At 64.9% G+C, this 24,040-nt stretch carries 16 protein-coding genes and 1 pseudogene; all 17 read left to right on the top strand.

All coding sequences use genetic code 11. The features are described from left to right. On the top strand, nucleotides 1-1,170 hold a 1,170-nt coding region (gene tagH / locus V7D81_RS05170), incomplete at its 5' end, for a type VI secretion system-associated FHA domain protein TagH (protein WP_324314997.1). A 36-nt stretch (nucleotides 1,171-1,206) separates the two neighbouring features. After that, complete coding sequence (tssJ, locus tag V7D81_RS05165; RefSeq protein WP_324314996.1) at nucleotides 1,207-1,692, top strand: type VI secretion system lipoprotein TssJ; 486 nt, start codon at nucleotides 1,207-1,209, stop codon at nucleotides 1,690-1,692. A gap of 45 nt (nucleotides 1,693-1,737) precedes the next feature. Beyond that, nucleotides 1,738-3,072, top strand: coding sequence for a type VI secretion system baseplate subunit TssK (gene tssK / locus V7D81_RS05160; protein ID WP_324314995.1), 1,335 nt, complete (start codon nucleotides 1,738-1,740; stop codon nucleotides 3,070-3,072). A 202-nt stretch (nucleotides 3,073-3,274) separates the two neighbouring features. Then, on the top strand, nucleotides 3,275-4,615 hold the full coding sequence (icmH, locus tag V7D81_RS05155) for a type IVB secretion system protein IcmH/DotU (protein ID WP_324314994.1): 1,341 nt from the start codon (nucleotides 3,275-3,277) through the stop codon (nucleotides 4,613-4,615). Next, on the top strand, nucleotides 4,612-8,085 hold the full coding sequence (tssM, locus tag V7D81_RS05150) for a type VI secretion system membrane subunit TssM (RefSeq protein WP_324314992.1): 3,474 nt from the start codon (nucleotides 4,612-4,614) through the stop codon (nucleotides 8,083-8,085). The genes icmH and tssM overlap by 4 nt, the downstream gene beginning before the upstream one ends. 5 nt (nucleotides 8,086-8,090) lie before the next feature. Further along, the gene (gene tagF, locus V7D81_RS05145; protein WP_324314991.1) at nucleotides 8,091-9,557 is read left to right on the top strand and encodes a type VI secretion system-associated protein TagF; all 1,467 of its coding nucleotides are present in this window, start codon (nucleotides 8,091-8,093) and stop codon (nucleotides 9,555-9,557) included. A 258-nt stretch (nucleotides 9,558-9,815) separates the two neighbouring features. Further along, nucleotides 9,816-11,282, top strand: a complete 1,467-nt coding sequence (locus tag V7D81_RS05140; protein ID WP_324314990.1) for an autotransporter outer membrane beta-barrel domain-containing protein — start codon at nucleotides 9,816-9,818, stop codon at nucleotides 11,280-11,282. A gap of 11 nt (nucleotides 11,283-11,293) precedes the next feature. After that, complete coding sequence (locus V7D81_RS05135; RefSeq protein ID WP_324314988.1) at nucleotides 11,294-14,923, top strand: hypothetical protein; 3,630 nt, start codon at nucleotides 11,294-11,296, stop codon at nucleotides 14,921-14,923. 208 nt (nucleotides 14,924-15,131) lie between these two features. Then, on the top strand, nucleotides 15,132-16,181 hold the full coding sequence (gene tssA, locus V7D81_RS05130) for a type VI secretion system protein TssA (protein ID WP_324314986.1): 1,050 nt from the start codon (nucleotides 15,132-15,134) through the stop codon (nucleotides 16,179-16,181). Nucleotides 16,182-16,307: 126 nt separating this feature from the next. Continuing rightward, complete coding sequence (tssB, locus tag V7D81_RS05125; protein WP_324314984.1) at nucleotides 16,308-16,808, top strand: type VI secretion system contractile sheath small subunit; 501 nt, start codon at nucleotides 16,308-16,310, stop codon at nucleotides 16,806-16,808. Nucleotides 16,809-16,847: 39 nt separating this feature from the next. Beyond that, nucleotides 16,848-18,332: a type VI secretion system contractile sheath large subunit gene (gene tssC, locus V7D81_RS05120; RefSeq protein WP_324314983.1), complete on the top strand. Its 1,485-nt coding sequence runs from the start codon at nucleotides 16,848-16,850 to the stop codon at nucleotides 18,330-18,332. A gap of 134 nt (nucleotides 18,333-18,466) precedes the next feature. Next, a complete protein-coding gene (locus tag V7D81_RS05115; protein WP_324314982.1) occupies nucleotides 18,467-18,946 on the top strand; it encodes an Hcp family type VI secretion system effector in 480 nt (159 codons plus the stop codon). Nucleotides 18,947-19,026: 80 nt separating this feature from the next. Next, the gene (locus tag V7D81_RS05110) at nucleotides 19,027-19,824 is read left to right on the top strand and encodes a type VI secretion system accessory protein TagJ (protein ID WP_324314981.1); all 798 of its coding nucleotides are present in this window, start codon (nucleotides 19,027-19,029) and stop codon (nucleotides 19,822-19,824) included. A 14-nt stretch (nucleotides 19,825-19,838) separates the two neighbouring features. Continuing rightward, nucleotides 19,839-20,342: a type VI secretion system baseplate subunit TssE gene (gene tssE, locus V7D81_RS05105; protein ID WP_324314980.1), complete on the top strand. Its 504-nt coding sequence runs from the start codon at nucleotides 19,839-19,841 to the stop codon at nucleotides 20,340-20,342. Between the two features lie 12 nt (nucleotides 20,343-20,354). Beyond that, nucleotides 20,355-22,229 carry a type VI secretion system baseplate subunit TssF gene (gene tssF, locus V7D81_RS05100; protein ID WP_324314978.1) on the top strand — a complete coding sequence of 625 codons (1,875 nt, stop codon included), beginning with the start codon at nucleotides 20,355-20,357 and terminating at the stop codon, nucleotides 22,227-22,229. Beyond that, entirely contained in the window at nucleotides 22,193-23,221 is a 1,029-nt protein-coding gene (gene tssG / locus V7D81_RS05095) for a type VI secretion system baseplate subunit TssG (RefSeq protein WP_324314977.1), read from the top strand. The genes tssF and tssG overlap by 37 nt, the downstream gene beginning before the upstream one ends. A gap of 74 nt (nucleotides 23,222-23,295) precedes the next feature. Next, nucleotides 23,296-24,040: pseudogene (locus V7D81_RS05090) on the top strand (type VI secretion system ATPase TssH); the annotation flags it as partial.

The raw sequence follows: 24,040 nt of genomic DNA, 5'->3' as shown, positions 1-24,040 counted from the left end.
GCGAAACCGCAGGCACCGCCGATTCCCGTCAATCTGAATCAGCGGTCGATCCTCGAAGACAACTTCACGGCGCCGACGCCGATCGTGCAGTCGGCGCCCATACCCGCGCCGCGCCCGGGCGGCGGCAGAATTCCCGAGAGCTGGGAGCATTCGTCCGGGTTCACGCAGATGGGACAACAGCCGCCGGCCGCGGCGGCACCGCCGGTGCGTCGGCCCGTTCCGCCGACGCCGGCGCGGCCGGCGGTTGCACCGTCACCGGCGGAGTCGTCACGCACGAAGGCGCTGCGCGACGATTCCATTCCGGATACCTGGGAAAAATCACGCACCCGGATCGAAACGCCGGCGGCTCCGCCGCCTGCGAAGACGGGCGGTCTCGGCGATCTGGTTCAGGATGCCGCGGCACCCGAACGCTCGCCGGTCGAAACCGCACCACAGCCGCCGCGCACGATCCGTCGGCCCGCCGAAGCGCCTGCGGTTCCGCCGCCCGCCGCAACGATTGCCCAGACACAGCGCACTCCAGTGCTTCCGGCGCGACCGCCGGCCGATCCCGTCGCCGCAGGTTCGGGCAGTCTCGAACTGGAAGAAATCCTGCGCGCCGCCGGCGTTCCGGCCTCGCAGATGTCGCCGGAAATGGCGCGCGAACTCGGCCAGGTGCTGCGCATCGTCGTGCAGGGCCTGATGGAAGTGCTGCAATCGCGCGCCGAGATCAAGTCGCAGCTGCGCATGTCGATGACGCGCATGCAGCCGACCGAAAACAATCCGCTCAAGTTCTCCCCCAACGTCGAGGCGGCGCTGCATACGCTGCTGGTCGAACGCAATCGCGGTTACCTGCCGACGGTCCGCGCTTTCCAGGAAGCGCTGACCGACGTGCGCAATCACCAGATCGCGGTATTGCAGGGCATTCGCACTGCCTTCAATTCCATGCTCGAACAGTTCGATCCGGAAAAGATCGATGCCGAACTCGAGAAACCCTCGAAGCGCGGCGGCCTGCTCAACATCGGCGGCAAGGGCGGCAAGTTTCGCGAACAGTACGTGGAGCAGTACGAGAGCATGACCCGCGATCCGGATGAAACTTTCAAGCGCCTGTTCGGCGAATTCTTCGCCCAGGCCTACGAAGAACAGATGGATCGCCTGAAGATGACCGGCCGCACCGTCGGCGACGGTCAATAGTCGATTCGCAACACAGCCAAGAACGCGGAGAGCGCCATGAGATTGCGTTGGATTCCCTGGAGCCTGATCGCCATTGGCGCACTCGTCGGTGCAGGCTGCGGCTCCGCGCCGCCCAAGCCGGCCGTGGCCAAGGCGCAGATCACCGCTTCGGCCGACGTGAATCCGAACCAGGATGGCCGCGCCTCGCCGGTGCACGTACGCATTTTCCAGCTCAAGGAAGACGGCGCCTTCATGGGCGCGGATTTCTGGGCGCTGGTCGACAAGGAACAGGAGACGCTCGCCGCCAGCGTGGTGCAGCGGCTGGAGTTCGACCTGTCCCCGGGCGAATCGAAGGAATTCGAACTGAAGATTTCTCCGGAGGCGCGCGTGCTCGGCGCGATGGCCGAATACGCCGACTATCGCAACGCGCAGTGGCGTGTGGTGGTGCAGGCGCCGAACAAGTCGCTGCTCGACCTCGTCAAGAAGGATCGCGTGTCCTTCGGCGTGGACAAGAACAAGGTGAGCATCACGGTCGGCGACTGATCCGCCAGCTCCGCCACTTTCCCATTACCGCGACGCACATCCGACATGTCCAACAACAAAGTCGTCTGGTCAGAAGGCCTGTTTCTCAGGCCGCAGCACTTCCAGCAGCAGGATCGCTACGTCGAGAAGCTGGTCGAGGGACGGACCGCCTCGCTGCGCGCCAATTCCTGGGGCCTGACCGAAGTCCAGATCGAGCGTGACCTGCTCGCCATCGGCAAGCTGGGTCTCAAGCGCGCGGCCGGCGTCTTTCCCGACGGCACGCCGTTTTCGATGCCGGACGACGAGCCGCTGCCGTCGCCCATCGAACTCACCGCACAGGTTCGCGACAAGCAGGTGTCGCTGGCGATTCCGTTGCGCCGCGAGGGAACGCGCGAATCCGACCGCCGCGAAGCCGTCGACGGCGTCATGCGCTATCGCGCCCGCGACGTCGAAGTGAAGGATGCGGCCGGCGATTCGACGGCGCAGCATTCGCTGGAAGTCGCGGTGTTGCGTTCCAAGCTGCTGCTGGCCGACGAGCCGCACGAGGACTACGCCACGATCCCGATCGCGCACATCGTCGAATGTCGTGCCGATCGCATGGTCGTGCTCGAAGAACGATTCATCCCGACAGTACTGAATGCGAAACATGCGTCGATCCTCGCCACCTTCATGACGGAGGCGCAGGGACTGCTGCACCAGCGCGGCGAAGCGCTGGCCGCGCGAGCGGTCGCGAGCGGCCGCAGCGGTTCGGCAGAAATCGCCGACTTCCTCATGCTGCAGGCGATCAATCGCTACGAGCCGCTGGTCACGCACTATGCGCAGAGCGGCCTGGTGCATCCTGAGGATCTGTTCCGCCTGTGCCTGGAAATCATCGGCGATCTGTCGACGCTGACCAGCGAGTCGCGCCGTCCGCCGAAGCTGCCGCAGTACGAGCACACGAACCTGCGCACCTGCTACGAGCCCGTGATGACTGCGCTGCGTGCGTGCTTTGCCGTGGTGCTGAAGCAGAACGCCGTACAGATTCCGCTGGAGAAGAAGCGCTTCAACATTTCGGTGGGCGTGGTGGCCGACCGCAGCCTGTTCGACGATGCGGCCTTCATCCTCGCCGCCCGCGCCGATGTGGCCGCCGAATCGATCCGCCGCGATTTCCCTGCCCAGGTGACGCTGGCGTCGGTGGAGAAGATCGCGAAGCTGGTGAACGAACACATCCCCGGCATTCCGCTGCAGCCGCTGTCGGTGGCGCCGCGCCAGATTCCGTTCCATGCGGGCTTCACCTATTTCGAACTCGATCGCGGCAGTGCGTTGTTCCGCGAACTCAAGGCCGGCGGCGGCATCGCGCTGCACGTGCCGGATTCCTTCCCGGGACTGGGAATGGAAATGTGGGCCATCCGCGGATCGTGAGCGGAAGAAGCCGGAGGTTTCACACAGAGATCACAGAGGTCGGAAAAAGAGGATTTCTTCCCTCTTCCTGTGGGGCCGGCTTCAGCCGGCCTGCTGCACTTGAAGAGGCCGGCTGAAGCCGGCCCCACAGAAGAATCCTTCTCTGTGTTCTCTGTGTGAAATCTTCCGTCTCGTACATCTCAACTGAGACTGAGCAGAACCTGTGGCTAACGATTTCGACGATCCATTCGCCCCCGCCGATGGCACGGTCATGCGGCCGCGACCGGGCGGGGCACGCCGCCCTGCATCGGATGGACAAAGCCAGGTGCGTCCCGCTGCGCCGCCGCCCCGGGGCGGACAGGAGTACGGTCCCGCGCCGACGCCGGGAAATCTGGCGGTGCAGGATTTCATTTCGGGCGGCCGCAATCCGATCCTGCAGGCGGCCGGGCCGCTGATCGCCGTCGCATCGCGCCTGCAGTCGACGGTCGCCAATGCGGACATCAATGCGCTGCGCACGCAGGCCATGCAGGACGTGCGTCAGTTCGACGAACGCCTGCGCGCCGCCGGAGTCGCGCCCGAAGATGCGCTGGTGGCGCGCTACGTCATCTGCACGTTCTTCGATTCGGCCGTCCTCAATACGCCGTGGGGCGCGCAGAGCGACTGGTCGGGTCAGTCGTTGCTCATCCTGTTTCACAAGGAGAAGTCGGGCGGCGAGAAATTCTTCCAGATTCTCGATCGGCTGTGCTCGCAGCCGCAGCGCTACATCGATCTCATCGAACTTCAGTACGTCTGCCTCGCGCTCGGCTACGAAGGCATGTACCGCATCGACGAGCGCGGCGCCACGCGGCTGGCGGACCTGCAGCACAAGCTCGCGGTCATCGTTCGCGATGCGCGCCAGATCAAGGATCAGGAACTGTCGGTCCACTGGCGCGGCGTCGAGGACAAGCGCAATCCGATCTTCCGCTACATCCCGTGGTGGATCGTCGCCTGCGTCGGCCTGGCGATTCTCGTCATCGCCTTCGTGATCTATGTAGCGCGCCTCAATCGCGCGGCGGAACCGGTGATGGCGGCGCTGTCGCAGCCGAGCGTGCAGGTCGAGTACACGGCACCGGTGAGTCGCGCCAACCGGCTGAAGCAGTTGCTGGCGCCGCAGGAGGCGGCAGGGCAGTTGACGGTGGAGGACTTCGGCGACAAGACGGTCGTGACGCTGATCTCCAGCAACCTGTTCCGCTCGGGCAGCGCCACGTTCAATCCGCAATACAACGACATGATCGCCGCCATCGCCAACGGCCTGAACCAGGTGCCGGGCAAGGTGGTGATCGTCGGTCACACGGACGACGTGCCGGTGCGTTCGCTGCAGTTCGCCGACAACTTCGAACTGTCGCGCGAGCGGGCGGTGACGGTCGCCAACCTGCTCAAGCCGTCGATCAACAATTTCGGCCGCGTGGAATGGGTGGGCGTCGGCTCGACCCAGCCGCGCTACGAGCCGGTGAACATGGCGGAAAATCGTGCGCGCAACCGGCGCGTCGAGATCGTCAGTGTCGATGAGGGTGCCGCGCAATGAAGGCGATCTTCGGTCTGTTCACCAAGCGCTGGTTCCTGATGTCGCTGGCGATCCTGTTCCTGTCGCTGGTGATCTGGTTCGGCGGGCCGTATCTCGCATTCGGCAGCCTGCATCCGCTCGATTCAGTGACCGAGCGGCTCGTCGCCATCGGCGTCCTGATCCTGATCTGCGTGCTCTGGTCCGTGCTCGGCAAGCTGAAGGCCAAGCTCGCCGCCGACAAGATCGCGAAGGACATGAGCGCGGGCGCCGACAAGCAGCCGCGCGGCGCGCAGGATGCGGCGCAATTGCGCGCGCGCTTCGATGAAGCACTGGCAGCGTTGCGCGAATCGAAGGGCAAGTCGGTCAATCTGTACGAACTGCCGTGGTACATCATCATCGGCCCGCCGGGCGCCGGCAAGACCACGGTCATCGCCAACTCCGGCCTCAACTTCCCGCTGTCGAAGAAGTTCGGCAAGGAAGCGCTGCGCGGCGTCGGCGGTACGCGCAACTGCGACTGGTGGTTCACGGACGAAGCCATCCTGCTCGACACCGCCGGTCGCTACACCACGCAGGATTCGGACAGCGAAGCCGATCAGGCGGGCTGGATCGAATTCCTCACCCAGCTGCGCAAGCACCGCGGCCGTCGTCCCATCAACGGCGTCATCGTCGCCATCAGCGCGCCGGATCTGCTGGCGCTGAACGACGGCGATCGCCGTCGCCATGTCGAGGCGGTGCGTCGGCGCGTCGAGGAGCTGAATCGCGAACTCAAGATCAGCCTGCCGCTGTATTTCTTCCTCACCAAGCTCGACCTGATCGCCGGCTTCACCGAGTTCTTCGACGACCTGAACCAGGAAGGCCGTGCGCAGGTGTGGGGCATGACGTTCCCCATCGAAGCGTCGCGCTCGGGCGAGGCGGCCGCGCAGATCCTGAGCGAATTCGACCTGCTCACCGACCGTCTCAACTCGCGTCTCATGCTGCGTCTCGAAAGCGAGCGCGACGTGCGACGCCGCTCGCTCATCTTCACGTTTCCGCGCCAGTTCGCGGCCCTGCGCCGTGCATTGAACGACTTCGCGACGGAAGCCTTCGGCTCCAGCGGCGCGCAGAAGGCGCAGTTGCGCGGCGTGTATTTCACCAGCGGCACGCAGGAAGGCACGCCCATCGACCGCATGCTCGGCGCACTGGCGCGCCAGTTCGGTCTCAACGTGCGCGGCGCGGCCGTGCAGTCCGGGCAGGGGCGTGCGTATTTCATCCAGCGATTGCTGAAGGAAATCCTGTTCAAGGAATCCGGCCTCGCCGGCGTCAACAAGGCGATGGAAGTGCGCCAGGCGCTGGTGAACGGCGCGATCTACATCGCCGTCGTGCTCGCCATCGTCATCGGCATCGTCGTCTTTTCCATCAGCTACCAGCGCAACCGCTCGTATCTCGCCGAGGTGGAGAAGGCGACGGAGGAACTGAAATCCGTGCCGGCGCCACCGCCGATGAGTCCGTTCACGGCCAGCCTCGACCGCCTCGACGTGCTCGACCGCATCATCGGCGTCGCCGACCAGCATCAGCAGGACGTGCCGCTCTCCATGCGCTGGGGCCTGTATCAGGGCCGCTCGGTATCGAATGCCGCGCACGATGCGTACGTTCGCGAACTGAATGCGAGCCTGCTGCCCGGCGTGGCCGATCACTTCCGCAACCGGCTGGCGAGCTTCGCCGGCGAACCCGACAAGCTCTACGAGTATCTGAAGGCGTACCTGATGCTCGGCATGCCGGAGCATCTGGACTCGACGCAGCTCGGCTTCATCGGTCGCTACGAATGGCAGCGCGAATTCGCCAACGATCCGGTGTCGCTGGAGCGCGTGACCAAGCACTTCAATGCGCTGATCGCCGATGAGGATCGCCTGCAGCCGATCAAGCTCGACGACGGCATCGTCGAGCGCGCCCGCAATTCGCTGAAGCAGGCCTCGCTGCCGGTGCTCATGTACAGCCGCCTCAAGCTCAGCTACGCGGACGACACCAGCGACGCCATCGACCTGTCGCGCGAAGTCGGCCTGGGCGGCGACAACGTGTTCGTTCGCAAGAGCGGTCGCGACCTGTCGGAGCCGGTGCCCGGCCTGTACACCAAGCCGGTGTTCAAGCAGATCAGCACCACAGGACAACTGGAATTGGTGAAGGGCTTCGTCACCGACGGTTGGGTGTTCGGCGGCAACATCGCCGATGCGGCGCGCTCGCCGCAGCTCATGTCGCAGTTCATGAAGCTCTACGAGGATGACTACATCCGCACCTGGGATGCACTGGTGGCCGACATCACGCTGCGGCCGACGACTAGCACGCAGGATGCGGCGCAGTTGTGGGGCCTGCTGGGCGCGCCGACCTCGCCGCTGAAACGGCTGCTGGAAGTCGTGACCGCCAACACGATGCTGATCGAGCCGCAGCAGCAGCCCGGCGCGGCCGACAAGGCGAAGGCCGCACTGAGCGGCACGCTCGGCACGCTGGGCAAGGTGTTCGGCAGCACGCAGCCGGCAGGTGCGGCGGCGCCGCCCGGAACGCTCACGACCCGGCACTTCGAATCGATCCACAAGCTCGTCACCGGCTCGCCCGCTCCGATCGACATGACGCTGCAGAAGTTCGCCAACCTGCAGGGCATTCTCGGCCAGATCAATTCGCTCGGCGGTCCGCCGCCGCTGGAAATGGCCACGCAGCTATCGACGGCCGTGCGGGATCTGGAAACGCATGCCAAGACGCTGCCGGGACCGGTCGCCGGTGTCGTGGCGCGCGCCACGGGCAGAGGCGCTTCGGTCGCCACCAGCAGCATCGGCAGCGATTTCTCCGCGCGCTATCGCCAGCAGGTCGTCGCCGAGTGCCAGGAGCTTGCGGCCGGCAAGTATCCGCTGGTCAGCGCCAGCGCGACCGATCTGCCGCTCGCCGACTTCGGCCGCATCTTCGCGCCCAACGGCACCTTCGATACGTTCTTCAAGGGCACGATGCTGCCGTTCGTCGATACCAATCGTCCGCAGTGGCGCTGGAAGCCGGAAGCCGCATCCATCGGCGGCGGCGCCATGGTTCCCGCACAGTTCCAGCGCGCCCAGCGCATCGGGCTGACCTACTTCCCCGCGGGCGCCGCGATGCCGGAGGTGCGCTTCACGGTGACGCCGGATGCGCTCGATGCCGGTGCGACGCGCATGACCTTCGAAGTCGACGGCCAGATGCTCGAGTACCGCCACGGTCCGCAACGCGCCATCGCCATGGTGTGGCCGGGCCCGTCGCCGGGCCAGGCCGCGATCACGATGGAAGAGAAGGGCGGCGGCCGGCAGAACATCGTCGAACAGGGACCGTGGGCGCTGTATCGATTGCTGGGCAAGGCCGAGTTCCAGGCACAGACCGAAACGCGCTTCCTCGCCACCTACACGCTCAACGGCAAGACCCTCCGGCTGATCGTGCAGGCGAACTCATCGCGCAATCCATTCGCGCGCGACGTGCTGCACGGCTTCAACTGCCAGGGCTGACGCGCATGTCGGGTTCGCGCATCGGCTGGTTCGGCAAGCTGCCCAGCCACGGGGATTTCCTGCAGCGGCGCGCGCCCGAAGAGTTCGTCAACACCTGGGATCCGTGGCTGCAGGAATGCATCGCGCAGAGCCGGCAGCAGCTCGGCCATGGCTGGCTGGATGTGTACCTGACGAGCCCGGTGTGGCGATTCTTCCTGACGGGCGGGGTGATCAGCGCGTCGAGCTATGCGGGCATCGTGCTGCCGAGCGTCGATCGGGTCGGACGTTATTTTCCGCTGACGGTCTTCTGCGAACTGCCGGCCGATCTGCCGCCGATGGCGGTGGTGATCCATGGCCGCGAATGGCTCAAGACCATCGAAGCGCTGGCGCTGCATGCGCTGCAGTCCGAAGACTTCGACATCGATCAGTTCGACGAGGCCGTGCAGGCGAGCGCGGAACCGCTGTCGAACGTCGAGCAGTATTACGGCATCAGCCTGGGCGATGGATTTCCTGCGGCATCCACGCACTGGCGCGTGCCGATGATCTCCGTCGATCGCGTGGCGGCCTCGCTGATCGATCCGCTGATGGAACTGGCGGGCCGTCATCTGCAGCCCATGTCGCTGTGGTGGACCGAAGGCTCCGAGGATGTCGGCGCGAGCTGCCTGCTGGTGAAATCGCTGCCGGAACCGCAACGGTTTTCGTCGATGCTCGACGGCAAATGGGAAGAGGGCGGCTGGGCGGGCGACGCCGGCGATCTGGTCCTGCAGCCCAAGGCCGAGTTCAGTTACGAGATCGCCTCCGGCGGCATCACGGACACCGGTCCGGTCCGCAAGATGAATCAGGACCGCTTCTTCGAACGCGCCGAAGACGGCGTCTGGGCCGTGGCGGATGGCATGGGCGGCCACAGTCGCGGCGAGTACGCGAGTCAGCTCGCGGTGGATTCGCTTGCATCGATCGAGCCGGCGGCGACCGTGAGTGCGGCGCTGCAGTCCGCGCGTGTTGCATTGGGCCGCGCGAACGACGATCTGGTCCGCGCTGCGCTGAGCACCTCGGCAGCGGATCGCAGCGGCAGCACCGTCGTCGTGCTGTGCATACGTCAGCAGGAGTGGGGCGTGCTCTGGGCCGGCGACAGCCGCGCCTATCTGCTGCGCGACGGCGCGCTGCGCGGGCTCACGCGCGATCACGCCGTCGGCGCCAATGTCGGCGAATTCGATGAACTGAATCCTGCCCCCAGCGGCGGCGAGCTGACGCGCGCACTCGGCGGCCATGAAACCCTGCTGCTGGATCACCGCACTGGTCATGTGCATCCCGGCGATCGTTTCCTGTTGTGCAGCGATGGCTTGCACGGCCCGCTGAATCATCAGCGGCTGCACGAGCTCCTCTCGGTTCCGGACGATCCGCAGACGACCGCCGCGCGCCTGCTGAAGGCCGCGATCGATGCGGGCTCGCGCGACAACATCACGGCGGTCGTCGTCGATATCGTCGCCGCCTGATTTTCTCTCCTGTGGGGCCGGCTTCAGCCGGCCTGAGCTTCTTCTGTAGGTCAGGCTTTAGCCTGACAGTTCTTCGGCCGGCTGAAGCCGGCCCCACAGTAAGGAAGAAAGAAGAAGCCTTCTGCGACAACTTCCCGCATCGCGACAGAACTCTCCTGTTGCGCCCTTTCGTACGGTTGATCGCCCCGACGCGCAGGTATGAAGTCCGGCGGTCGTCGCGAAGATGTACCAAAAGCCGGTTGCCGGGGAGGCACAAGAATGAAGGCTTGCGTGCGTGTCGCTGTGATGGCCGCCACGGTCGGCGTTCCGATAGCTGCGTGGGGTCAGTCCGCCACGGACGGCAGCCTGGTCGAACTGGCTGAACTGGCCGGCTTCAATGCCCTGGAACGGGCGGCCGCGCGCGCCAACCAGGCCACCTACAACCAGCTCGTCGGACCGTGTGCCAATGGCGCCGGTGCCCAGTGCAGCGACGGCGATCTGAGCGTGTTCCAGGAAACGCGCGAGCTCGTCGAGACGGCGAACGAACTGCTGGGCAGCGGCTCGACCCGCTACAGTCTGGGACTCGATGCGGAAGGACTCGGTTTCGCGTTGCGCTGGACTGCCGCGGAAGAAATGGCCGGGCAGGGTTCGGCGACGACACGATTCGCAGCGAGCCAGCTCTCGGCGCTCGCCACGCGCCTGTCGGTGCTGCGCTGGGGAGTTTCCGGACTGCGCACGGTCCGCAATGCCAGCGACGATCGCGACATCCTGCTCGCCGGCGCCGCCCGTTCGCTCGGTGCGGGCGCCAGCGCGGACGTGCCGGGAGACTTCAACCGCTGGGGTTCGTTCGTCGATGCCAGCTACGGCTACGGCTCGAAAGATCCCACCGATCTCGAAGACGCCTTCGATTTCGACGGTGAGGAAATCACCGTCGGCGTCGACTATCGCTTCAGACCATCGCTCGTCGCGGGCGCGATCGTCGGCTACTCCGCCAAGGAAATCGATTTCGATTCGTCGCTGAGCATCGTCGACGGCGGCATCGAATCCGACGGTTTCAGCGGCCTGGTGTATGGCCTGTGGGAAGGGACGAGCGCCTATGCGTCGGCCTCCGTCGGCTACCAGATACTGACGCACGACACGACGCGGCGTATCACGTATCCCTCGCAGAATCCGACCGTCCTGTCGGTCGACAGCACCGCCCGCAGCAAGACCGACAGCGGCACGCTCATGGCGACGGCGAATGCCGGTTATTCCTGGCGCCTGCGCGCGTTCTCGATCGACCCCGCACTCGACGTCGTCTATTCCGACACGACCATCGATGCCTTTACCGAAACGTCGATCGACAACCTGGGCAGCGGCGGCAACGATCCGTTCAATCTGCAAGTGGGAAAGCAGTCCATCGAATCGCTGGACGTATCGCCCTCGCTCAAGCTCCAGTACGTGTTCACGCCGTCGTTCGGCGTGATCATTCCCTATGTCGTCGGCCGCTATCACTTCGAGCTGTCGGACGATGCCCATGTGATCTCGACACGCTATGCCGATGCGCTCGGGCAGCTGTTCGGCAGCGGCGATACGGATTTCGCCGTGAGCACCGACGTTCCCGACGACGAGTACTACACGCTGGCCGGCGGCTTCACGGTCGTGTTGCCGCACGGGCTGAACGGCTTCGTGCAATACCTCGAAGTGTTCGATTTCGACGCCTACACCGACTCGGTCATCACCGCCGGTTTCCGTTTCGAATTCTGAAGGCGCGCCTCATGAAAACCAGAATCATCGGCGCCGCATTCGCTTCGATCTGCCTCGCCGCCTGCAGCGGCCTGAGCGACGTAGGCAACCAGGAGAGTTCGGACACGCCGCCCGATGCCATCGTCACCGTCATCGGCCAGCCTTCGACACGCAGCGGCGAAACCGTGACCGTGAAGGCGCGCGCCGGCAGCGAGCTGCTGCTGAGCGGCAAGGACAGTCGCGAGACGATCCTGCCCATCGTTTCCTTCGACTGGCAGCCGCGCAATGCGGCGGCGGAGGGCCTGCCCATCGTCAAGCGCAACAACAGCACCATCGCCTTCCAGATTCCGCCCGATTCCACGGCGATCGAGCTGCGGCTGGTGGTCAGGGATTCGGACGGTCGCAGCGATCAGCAGGACGTCACGATCCAGGTCGATCCGGTACCCGATCCGGATCAGTTCCTCAGCTACTTCGACGCGCCGACGACCTTCACCGTCGTTGCGGCGACCGCGACGGACTATCCGTCCTGCACGACGCCAACCCAGACCGGCTGCCTGCGCGCGGACGAGCCATTCACGATCGATGTGGAAGCGCGCGCCAGCTACTGGGACATCGCCGGCCGGCGCAACGAGGGAGTCTCCGGCGTGCTCGTGTATTCGCGATCGTTTGCCGGGGCCTGGCTGAGCAGCCTGGGCAGCCGTCACGACTGCAACGCCATCGCCAATCCCGCCTTCGCGGTGCCGGTGCCTGCATTCGATGCCGACCAGATCGCGGCGCTGGTACAGAAGGCGGATGCCAATCGCGTCGTCGACGCGGCGCGCATCGATGAGGCCGTCGTCGCCGTATCCGTGCGCATCCACCAGGCCGCCAACAGTTCGATGCCCGCCGGCGCGGCACAGACATGCGTGCGCGAGTTCGGTGCCACACCCGTTGCCTTTGCAGGCGCCTCGCAGGTGTTGAAGAAGATTCGGGGAAGAATTCAGGCCCCGGCGGCCCCGGCGGTCGCGCTCGACTTCACGACGCGCGAACTGGCGGCCGCGATGTCCGCTGCCAGCCCGGCAACGGCAGCACGCACGCATGACACCTTCGATACCGCCACGGCGTATTACGCGACGATCGATCCGGACGGCGCGAAGACGACGTTTATCGGCTGGCTCAAGGCGAACGGATTCCTTGCAGCCTCGGCGACGACCATCGACTGGGCCGCCGTCGCCAGCGGTTCCGATGCGCATGCGATCTACGTCAACAACTTCGATCTCGGCTTCGGGCGCGACATGTACGCGCGCAGGCTCTGTGGCGCCGCAACGAATCCGCAGCCGGGCGATTGCGATGTCGCCTCGGTGGTCGTGAACTACGGCAGTCTCGAAGCGGCGGCCAAGAAGCTCGGACCGCAGCTGGCCGTGGCGATGGAATACAGCCGCACCGGCGATGGCGGCGAACGCTTCGTGAAGTTCTACACGTTCGCGCCGGATGTCCGCTGCGATCCCGCGCGTCCGCCCGCAGGCGGCTGTACGCAATTCAAACGCGTGCTGAGCGCCAACCTCGATGGACGCGGCGAGAAATACCTGCCGGGCGCATGCACGGTCTGCCACGGCGGCACGCCGCTGGGACTGGATCCGCAGAACCCCGCGCACTACGCCTCAGGCGGCAACGTCAACGCGGCTTTCCTGCCCTGGGACGCGAAGTCGCTGCTGTTTTCCGACGATACCGAGGCCGGCTTCGTCGACGACACCACCAATGCCGTGCACCACCAGCGCTGGCTCGATACGCGCCGCGCCAGTCAGGCCGCTCCCATCAGGGCGCTCAATCAGCTCGCGTACCTGACCTTTGTCGATCCGGAAGGGGGCGACCATCGCTTCGCGTTGTCTCGACAACTGGTCGAGGGCTGGTACTCGGGGCCAGACGGCGCCTTCAATCCGGACTTCGTGCCGCCGCAATGGAGCGTCGATTCGCGCCACGCGGCGTTGTATCGCGACGTGTTCGCGCAGAACTGCCGCATGTGCCACATCGCCCACGTGCCGAATCCGGCGGGCGCAGGCATGACCGGCTTCGATCCCTTCGACAAATGCGGGCCGGAGAGCGCCGCGACGGCCTACGCCGGTCGCGATCACCAGATCGCCTTCGGCTGTTACCAGCAGTTTGCGAACGCCGCCAACCTCGCGACCCGTGTTGCTGCGGGACAAATGCCGGACGCGCGCCTGACCATGGATCGCTTCTGGGTCAGCACCGGCAAGTCCGCGGCCCAGGCGCTCGCCGACCATCTCGACGTGCCGAGTAGCAGCCTGCGACCGGCAATCCGTCCGTCGATCGTCGACGCGGAGATCCAGCTCGCGGGCGATGCGACGGGAGCGCGGCAATCGTTCGATTCGGCGGGGCAGCTGCGTGTGGCGCGCCGTCATTCGCTCGCACGTCTGCGCGGCGAGATTTCCGGCGGACAGGGCGACTTCCTCTGGGCAGTGCAGACGCCCTCGGGCGCAGCAGCCAGCCTGTCCGCCCCGACGAGCCTGCTGCCGGCGCTGAGCCTCGATGCGGCGGGCCGTTACGCAGTCACTCTGAGCGCCGGTGGCTCGACGGCGAGCCGCGAAATCGTCGTACCCAACTGGGCTCCGACAGGCGTGGCGCAATCCCGCACCGTCGCGCCCGGCACGCCGAGCGTGACGCTCGATGTCATGGCAAATGCGAGCGTCATCCCGGATGGCGATACGACAGCCCCGTTGCCGCTGGCAGGGGCCGCCGGCGAGAACGGCGATGGGCCACATGTGCTGACGGTGTGCGCGAGCGATGCCGCCGCGGCTGCCTGTACCCTGACTTCATTGCAGACGCCACAGGGCGGACAGGCCGCCGTGGTCGCGGACCCGATGCTGGGCCGCAGTGTCATCCGCTACGTGCCCGCGGCTCCGGGCATCGACACCTTCCGCTACCGGATCGTCGATGTGGACGGCGATGGATCATCCACGACCTACGAAGCGTCAGTCCGCGTCATTCCCGAACTGATCGCGACCAGCCAGTGCGATCAGAGCACCGTGTCCCTCGGGCAATCGGGCGCGATCTCGCTTGCCGTCAGCGGCGGAGCGGTGCCGTATACGACCACATTCGCCGATCCGACGGGACTGACTGCAGGCGCCGGGCCGCTCGACTGGCGTTTCACTGCGCCGGCGGAGGCATCGCAGGGCAGTCCGAGAATATTCACGGGCCGTGTCTGCAAGTCCTACGCAGTGACGGACAGCACCACGCCAGCAGCCCAGCAGGCGCAGGCGAGGCTGACGCTGCTGGTGCGGCCGCGCGAACCCTGGATCGACAGCGCGAACGGGCAGGGCATCAGCAATCTGCTCGTGGCCAATCTGACCTGCACGCAGAGCTGCCACAACACCACGACGCAGCTCGGCGGACTCGACCTCACGGGGACGCCGTCGCAGGTATGGACCCGATTGCAGGCAAACGATCGGGTAAAGCCGTCCGATCCGCTGTCGAGTCGGCTGCTGCAGTGTCCGGGCAACGCCGGGGATGATTGCGCACATCCGTCGATCCCGGCCTTCGAGGACGATGCGAGTAATGACAACGACGTCTTCAGCCGCATCCTGCGCTGGATCAGGGAAGGCGCCGACGACAACGATGCCGCGGACCTGACCTGCGCTGCAGTGACGCCGTGTGCCGGACCGTAACGTACGTTGATTTCAGTTTCGTCATCCAGGGCACCGCATTTGTGCAATAGGCAGGTACGGCGGCTTGTCATATGCTGCGCCCATCGTGTGATGCGGATCGGCGTGCTGTATTCGTGTGACACGCATAACGGTACGGGCGGGTGGTGTCGGTTACAAAGCTCGTTCTGTTTACGACAGAGCGCAGGCGCCTAGAAGAGCATCAAGAAGCATGGCAGTCCTCGATATCGAATCCCTGCTGAATCCCATTTCGGATGACGCGCCATGCGGTCGCGATCTGGAATACGAAGAGCCGTTCCTGTCGCTGCAGGAACTGGCGCGCGGCAAACCGGAGCAGGTCATCGGGGACAAGGTCCGGCCGGCGCAGGATCCTCCCTGGCCCAAGGTCCGCGAAGCTGCCGAAGAGCTCTTCGGTTCGACCAAGGATCTGCGGGTCGCGGGCCTGCTGTACCTGTCGCTGCTCAAGACCGCCGGCCTCGAAGGATTCGAAGGCGGGCTCGGCGTCATGCGCGGCCTGCTGGAACGTTATTGGGACAACGTGTTCCCGATGCTCGATGCGGACGACGACAACGATCCGACGTTCCGCGTGAATTCGCTCGTGTCCGCGCTCGTCAGCGACGATGCGCTGGCGGCATTGCGTCTCGCCCCGCTGGTGGAGTCGCGGCAGTTCGGCAGGCACTCGTTGCGCTCGCACCGGATCGCCACGGGCACGCTCAACGTCGAACTGCCCGAAGGCACCGATCTCGCGCAGGAACTGGCGAAGATCGAAGGCGCTTTCGGCGACGTCGGCATCGAAGCCTTGACGGCAACCGCCGCCGCGATCACGGCGGCCGCCGACCATCTCAACGCCATCCAGCACGTGCTGCTGGACAAGGCAGACGGCATCCCCGACGACCTGAAACCCCTGGCGACCGACCTGCGGGAAATGAAGGGCCTGCTCGATGCGCAGCTCGCCAAGCGCGGCGGCGGCGAAGTGTCAGCCGATAATGCCGGATCGGCAGAAAGCGGCGGCAGTGCAGAAGGCGCACAGGGCGGCAGTCAACCGATCAGCGGCACCATCCGCAATCGGTCGGATGTCATAACGACCATCGACAAGATCTGCGACTACTATGCCAAGGCCGAACCCTCCAGCCCGGTCCCCCTGTTGCTGCAGCGGGCGAAGCGGCTGGTGGACAAGGACTTCATGGAAATCCTCCGCGACCTCACCTCGAGCGGCGCGTCAGAGGCGGAAGTCATTGTCGGTCTTGAGAAAAGGGAATAGTGCGGCGTAGAGTACCCGCCGGTTCCATCGGCGGTTTCGGACGTTGGCGTCACGCGCTGGTTCTGACGCAACTTCCTGCAACAATTTTTTTGCACCCCACCTGGGGCAGCTATCCGGGAGATTCGCGTGGCTAAAGAAAGCGGTCAGAAATTCATCGCGCGCAACCGTGCGCCGCGTGTGCAGATCGAGTACGACCTCGAAACCAACGGGGCAATGCAGAAGAAGCAGATCCCCTTCGTCATGGGCGTGCTCGCGGATCTGTCGGGCAAGTCGGCGGATGAACTTCCCGAGATCGAGCAGCGCAAGGCGCTCGAGATCGACATGGACAACTTCGACAGCCGTCTCAAGGCCATGAAGCCGCGCGTCACCTTCGCCGTGCCGAACAAACTCACGGGCGAAGGCCAGCTCGCCGTCGACGTGACGTTCGAGAGCATGGACGACTTCTCTCCGGCCGCCATCGCCAAGAAGGTCGAACCGCTGGCGAAGCTCCTCGAAGCGCGCACGCAGCTGTCCAACCTCGTCACCTACATGGACGGCAAGGCCGGCGCGGAAAAGCTGATCACCAAGGCACTGCAGGATCCGGCGCTGCTGCAGTCGCTGGCTTCGGCACCGAAGCCCGCTGAATAACGGCCGCAGATCCAGACCCCATTCCCGAGGAGTTTTACGATGGCCGAAGCCAAGAGCGCCGGACAGCAGCAAACCGGCACAGTCGAACTGGGCGACTTTCAGTCGCTGCTGACCAAAGAGTTTCGACCGAAGAGCGACCGCGCGAAGGAGCAGGTCGAGTCGGCGGTCAAGACGCTCGCCGAGCACGTCCTGCAGGACAAGGACCTGATCGCCGATGACGCGGTCAACTCGATCAACGCGATCATCGCGGAGATCGACAAGAAGCTCTCCGATCAGATCAACGAGATCCTGCACCACGCCGACTTCCAGCAGATGGAAGGCACCTGGCGCGGCCTGCGGCACCTGGTGTTCAACACCGAGTCCAGCGAGACGATGAAGATCAAGATCTTCAACGTCGGCAAGAAGGAACTGGGCAAGACGCTCAAGCGCTATCCCGGCACGTCGTGGGACCAGAGTCCGATCTTCAAGAAGATCTACGAAGAAGAGTACGGCACCATCGGCGGCGATCCGTTCGGCTGCCTGGTCGGCGACTACTATTTCGATCACTCGCCGCAGGACGTCGAACTGCTGCGCGGCATGGGCCAGATCGCCGGCGCCGCTCACGCGCCGTTCATCACGGCGGCTTCACCGACGCTGATGGGTTTCGATTCGTGGCAGGAGCTGTCGAATCCGCGCGACCTGACCAAGATCTTTTCCACGGGCGAATACGCCGCCTGGCGTTCGCTGCGCGACTCGGACGATGCCCGCTACATCGGCCTCACGATGCCGCGCTTCCTGTCGCGCCTGCCTTACGGCGCGAAGACCGAGCCGGTGGAAGAGTTTGCATTCGAGGAAGACACCGCCGCGGCCGATTCTTCCAAGTACACCTGGTCGAATGCCGCCTACGCGATGGCGACCAACATCAACAAGTCGTTCTCGATGTACGGCTGGTGCACGCGCATCCGCGGCGTCGAATCGGGCGGTACGGTGGCGGGCCTGCCGACGCACACGTTCCCGTCGGACGATGGCGGCGTGGACATGAAGTGTCCGACGGAAATCTCCATCACCGACCGTCGCGAAGCGGAACTGGCGAAGAACGGCATGATGCCGCTGCTGCACCGGAAGAACTCCGATGAGGCCGTGTTCATCGGCGCGCAGTCGCTGCAGAAGCCGGCGGAATTCGAGTCCGCCGAAGCGACGGCGAATGCCGCGCTCGCGGCGCGTCTGCCGTACATGTTCGCGTGCTCGCGCTTCGCTCACTATCTGAAGTGCATCGTGCGCGACAAGATCGGTTCGTTCAAGGAACGCGCCGACATGGAAAAGTGGCTCTCCGACTGGATCCTCAACTATGTCGACGGCGATCCGCAGAACTCATCCGAAGAAATCAAGGCGCGCAAGCCGCTGGCCGGCGCCGAAGTCGAAGTGAAGGAGATCGAGGGCAAGCCGGGCTACTACGGCGCGGTCTTCCGCCTGCGTCCGCACTACCAGCTCGAAGGTCTGACGGTGTCGTTGCGTCTCGTTTCCAGGCTGTCGGGTGGCAAGTAATCCGACACCGGGAAAGAGGGATTCACTTCACAACGATGATTGCATTGCTCGACTAACCTGCCTCCACGCTTTGAAGGAAGCGGTCAGGTGGTCGAAGGTTTTCAACGATTCAAGCCGACGAACGGAGCACAACAATGGCAATTGATTCATTTTTGAAGCTGGGCGCGCTGAAGGGCGAGTCGCAGGTCAAGGGTTTCGAAGATCAGATCCAGGTGCTGGCCTGGAGCTGGGGCATGTCGCAGAGCGGCACCACCCATACGGGCAGCGGCGGCGGCGCAGGCAAGGTGAACGTTCAGGATCTGAGCTTCACCCACTACCTCGATTCGTCGTCGCCTTCGCTGATGCTGGCCTGCTGCAAGGGCTCGCACTATCCGGATGGCACGCTGACGATGCGCAAGGCCGGTGGCGATCCGCTGCCGTACCTGGTCATCAAGCTGAAGGACATCATCGTCACGTCCGTCTCCGGCGGCGGCAGCGGTGGTGAAGATCAGCAGACCGAGAACGTCACGCTCAATTTCGCGTCGTTCGAAGTCAGCTACCAGCCCCAGGACAACAAGGGCGCCAAGAAGGGCGGCGCGATCGAAATCAAGTACGACATCGCGAAGAACGCCTGATCGTCCCGTTTCGATTTTTCTTCCAACCTGGCGCCCTTCAGTGCTTGCACTGAGGGGCGCCGTACTGAATGGATCCCGCCATGTCGCCTGAAGAAAGCGTGCGCGCCGGTAACCTTTCGCAGGCGCTGCAGGATCTGCAGCAGCGGGTCCGCGGCAATCCGGGCGACGCCAAGGCCCGCATCTTTCTCTACCAGCTGCTGGCGGTTCTCGGTCAATGGGAACGCGCCGCCACCCAGCTGAAAGTCGCCTCGGACCTCGAGTCCAGCAACCTCATCCTCGCGCAGGTCGGTCGTCAGGCATTGCAGGCCGAACAGCTTCGCGCCCGCGTGTTTGCCGGCGGCACGACGCCGCTGCTGATGGGCGAGCCGGAAGGCTGGGTCGCCTCGCTGCTCGAAGCGCTGCGCCTGTCCGCCGAAGGCCACTATGAAAAGGCCGCCGAGCTGCGCGGCCAGGCGCTCGAAGGTGCACCGACCGTGTCGGGCACGATCAATGGCGAAAGGTTCGAATGGATCGCGGATGCCGATTCGCGCATCGGTCCCTGTCTCGAACTGATCGTCGACGGCAAGTATTTCTGGGTGCCGTTCGATCGCATTAAATCGCTGCGAATGGAACCCCCGACGGATCTCCAGGACACCGTGTGGTTGCAGACGGTCGTGACCTGGACCAACCAGGGGCAGGTGCCGGCGCTGATCCCATCGCGCTACGCCGCGTCGGAAGGCAGCGATGACGACCTCATCAAGCTATCGCGCCGGACTGACTGGGTGGCGCATCCGGCCGATACGTATTTCGGTGTCGGACAGCGGATGCTGACGACCGATGCCGGCGAGTATCCCTTGCTGGAAGTCAGGGAGATCGCCTTCGACACGCCGACGGCCTGAAGACGGCCCAGGCGATGGCCGAACTACTTCAACAGGAACGACTGCAGCCCTCGCTGCTCGACCGTCTCACCGACGACGCGCCGGAAGCGCGCGAAGAGAGCCGCGACAAGCGTGTGCTCGGCCTGACCCAGTTGCGACAGAGCGTCCTGCGCGATGTCGGCTGGCTGCTCAATACGGTTCATCTGCAGGCGAGCCAGGATCTCTCCGAATGGCCGCAGGTAGCCAGTTCCACCGTCAACTACGGCATTCCCGATCTCGCCGGTTCGTCGGTCGCAGGCCGTAACACGCTCGCGCTCGAACGCGCGGTGCGACAGGCCGTGCTCAACTTCGAACCGCGCATCCTGCCGGACACGCTCAAGGTCACGGTGCGTATCGAGCCGGAGCAAATGACCCGGCACGCCATGTCGTTCATCATCGAAGGACAATTGTGGGCGCAGCCGGTGCCGCTGAGCCTGTATCTCAAGACCGAACTGGATCTGGAAACCGGTTCGGTCACCGTCGCCGAATCATCGCGCTGATCACGCCAACTCATGGATCCCAGGATTCTTCGTTACTACAACCGCGAACTGCTCCATGTGCGCGAGATGGGCGCGGAGTTCGCGCGCGAGCATCCGAAGATCGCCGGCCGGCTCGGGCTGGAAGGATTCGAATGCGCCGATCCCTACGTCGAACGCCTGCTCGAAGGCTTCGCGTACATGGCGGCGCGCGTCCAGCTCAAGATCGACGCGGAGTTTCCGACCTTCACGCAGCACCTGCTGCAGATGATCTATCCGCACTATCTCGCGCCGACGCCCTCGATGGCGATCGCGCAGTTCCAGCCGGACCTGAAAGAAGCGGGACTGGCGCTCGGCTACAAGGTGCCGGCCGGCACCGCGATGCGCTCGGTGATCGGCAAGGACGATCGCACGCCCTGCGATTATCGGACCGCGCACGATCTGCAGCTCTGGCCGCTCGAAGTGAAGGAGGCCAAGTATTTCAGCTCGACCGCCGGCCTCGCCGCGATCGGCGTGACGCCGGGCGAGGGCGTGCGCGCCGGACTGCGCATCACTTTCCGCACGACGGCGGGCGTGCCGCTGAACGAACTGCAGCTCGACGATCTCACGCTGTACGTGAACGGCGCCGATGCCTTGCCCGGCGCGCTCTACGAAGCCATCTTCGCCAACAACACGGGCTACCTGGTGCGTTCGCCGGGCGCGCGCGGCGTGGCGCATACGCGCGGACGCAGCGCCATCGCCCGCTGCGGCTTCGATGACTCCGAAGCGCTGATTCCGTATTCGCGGCGCTCGTTCCAGGGCTACCGGCTGCTGCACGAATACTTCGCGTTTCCGGAACGCTTCCTGTTCGTTCGGCTGCAGGAACTGGGCTCGGCCGTCCGCGCGCTGAACGGCAATGAATTCGAAGTGATCATCCTGCTCAACCGCGGCGTGCCGTGGATGGAGGGCGCGGTCGCCGGCGAGAATTTCCGGCTCTTCTGCACGCCCATCATCAACCTGTCGGAGAAGCGCGCCGATCGCATCCATCTCGATGGCGTGCAGCACGAATACCAGGTGATCGCCGACCGCACCCGACCGCAGGATTTCGAGATCTACGAGATCCTGCGCGCGGAAGGTTACGGTTCGGGCACCGAGCCCGAAGTGTTCTTCGAGCCGTTCTATGCGAGCACCGAAGCAACCTGGCACGGCCGGCAGAAAGCATTCTTCACCCTCCGTCGCGAACCGCGCGCGCTGTCGACCAAGCAGCGTTCGCAGGGGCCGCGCTCCAGTTACATCGGCAGCGAAGTGTTCGTGTCGCTGGTCGACGCGGACCAGGCGCCGTATGCGAGCGACCTGCGACAGCTCGGGCTGTACGTGCTGTGCACGAATCGCGATCTGCCGCTGCACATGCCGATCGGCAAGGGACAGACCGACTTCACCGTCGACATCGGCGCACCGCTGACGTCGATCCGCTGCGTCGCCGGGCCGACCAAGCCGCGCGAATCGAGCGTTCAGGGCGAATACGCGTGGCGCATGCTCAGCCACCTGTCGCTGAACTACCTGTCGCTGCTCGAATCGTCGGCGAAGGAAGGCGCCTCGGCGCTGCGCGAACTGCTGCTGCTCTACAGCGATCCGCATGACACGGCCGTGCAGCGACAGATCGACGGCGTGCGCGACATCCTCGCGCGGCCGACGACCGGCCGGCTGCCGGCGACGGGACAGGTGTCGTACGTGCGCGGGCTCGACATCCAGCTCACCTGCGAGGATGCGGCGTTCCAGGGGCAGGGGCCGTTCGTGCTCGGCGCCGTGCTCGAAGAATTCTTCCGGCGCCACGTGGCGCTGAACAGCTTCACGCGCCTGACGCTGAAGACAATCAACCGCGGCGAGGTAATGCGATGGCCAGCGAGACAGGGCCAGCGACAGATCCTCTGACGCAGCTCGCCGACCTGCTGGCGCGGCCGCATGAATTCGATTTCTTCGAAGCGATGCGGCGCGTCGAATGCGCCTGGAACGAGCTGCCTCGTCTCGGCACGGCGGCGCGACCGGCGGACGAACCGCTCCGGCTCGGGCAGCGCGCGTCGCTGGAATTTCCGGCATCGATGCTGGCCAGCGTCGAACCGATCGAAGGCAATCGTCTCAAGATCCTCGGCTACTTCTTCGGCCTGTTCGGTCCGCACGGCCCGTTGCCGCTGCATCTCACCGAATACGTCCACGATCGCATCACGAATGCCCGCGACAGTACGCTCGCGGCGTTCGCCGATCTGTTCCATCACCGCATGCTGGAGCTGTTCTATCGCGCCTGGGCCAACGCGCGCCCGACCGTGCATTTCGATCGTCCCGAGCAGGATCAATTTGCAGGATACGTAGCGGCCCTGGCCGGCTTCGCCAGCCCCGCGTTGCGCAATGCCGATGCCTGGCCGGATCGCGCCAAGCTCTATTTCGCCGGCACGCTGGCAGCGAGCACCCGGACGCGCGAAGGGCTGGAATCCATGGTCGCGGCGTACCTGAACCTGCCGGTGCGCGTCGAAGAATGCGTGGGCGAATGGCTCGCGGTGGTGCCGTCGGAGCGGATGCGGCTCGGCGATCCCGACACCGGCCTGCTGGGACACAACGTGCTCGGCAGCCAGGTGTGGAGCGCGCAACACAAGATCAGGCTGGTGATCGGACCGGTGGATATCGGCGACCTGATGCAGTACCTGCCCGGCAGCCCCAGCCTGGACCGCCTGCGTGCGGCGGTGATGAACTATCTCGGCTTCGAATACGCCTGGGATATCCAGTTCATCGTGCACCGCTCGCGCGTACCCGGCGCCCGGCTCGGCGAGTTCGGCCATCTGGGATGGTCGAGCTGGATGGCGTCGCCGATGTCGGCCGGCGATGTGGACGATGTCATCATCGACGTCTCGGAGCAGCCGATCGCGGCGTAACAGAACATGTGAAGCGACGGCACGCAGTGCCGTCCTCGCAGGACAAGAAATCGAATCGACCAGGAGTAAAGATCATGGCGGAAATCAGTCGCGGCGCATTGTTCGGCAAACTGAACAAGGTCGCCTACAAGGCCATCGACAGCGCAACCGTGTTCTGCAAGCTGCGAGGCAATCCCAGCGTGGAACTGACGCACTGGATCCACCAGATCCTGCAACTGCAGGACTCGGATCTGCATCGCATCCTCAAGCAGTTCGCCTGCAATCCGGCGCGCATCGCCGAAGGCATCACCGATGCGCTGGAACGCCTGCCGCGCGGCGCGAGTGCGGTCGATCTGTCGTCCAACGTCGAAGAGGCGGTGGAGCGCGGCTGGGTCTACGCGACGCTGATGTTCGGCGAGGCGCAGGTGCGCACCGGCTACCTGATCGTCGGCATCCTCAACACGCGTCACCTCAAGAACGCGCTGCTGCAGATCTCTCCCGAGTTCGAGAAGATCAAGCTCGAATCGCTGAGCGACAATTTTGCGCAGATCGTCGGCGGCTCTCCCGAAGATGCCCAGAGCGCGAGCGATGGCTTCTCGGTCGGCGGGGGCGCCGCGCCGGGTGAAGCCAGCGGTGCGGTGCCGTCGGCGCAGCTCGGCAAACAGGAAGCGCTCAAGCAGTTCACGGTCGATCTCACCGAACAGGCGCGCAGCGGCAAGCTCGATCCGATCGTCGGTCGCGACAACGAGATCCGCCAGGTCGTCGATATCCTCATGCGCCGGCGCCAGAACAATCCGATCCTCACCGGCGAGGCGGGCGTCGGCAAGACGGCGGTCGTCG

This window comes from Povalibacter sp. (genome assembly GCF_036735925.1).
Classification (GTDB): Bacteria; Pseudomonadota; Gammaproteobacteria; order Steroidobacterales; family Steroidobacteraceae; genus Steroidobacter.
Note: the sequence above shows the minus strand (reverse complement) of the source record. Positions and strands in the feature narration are given on the sequence as shown.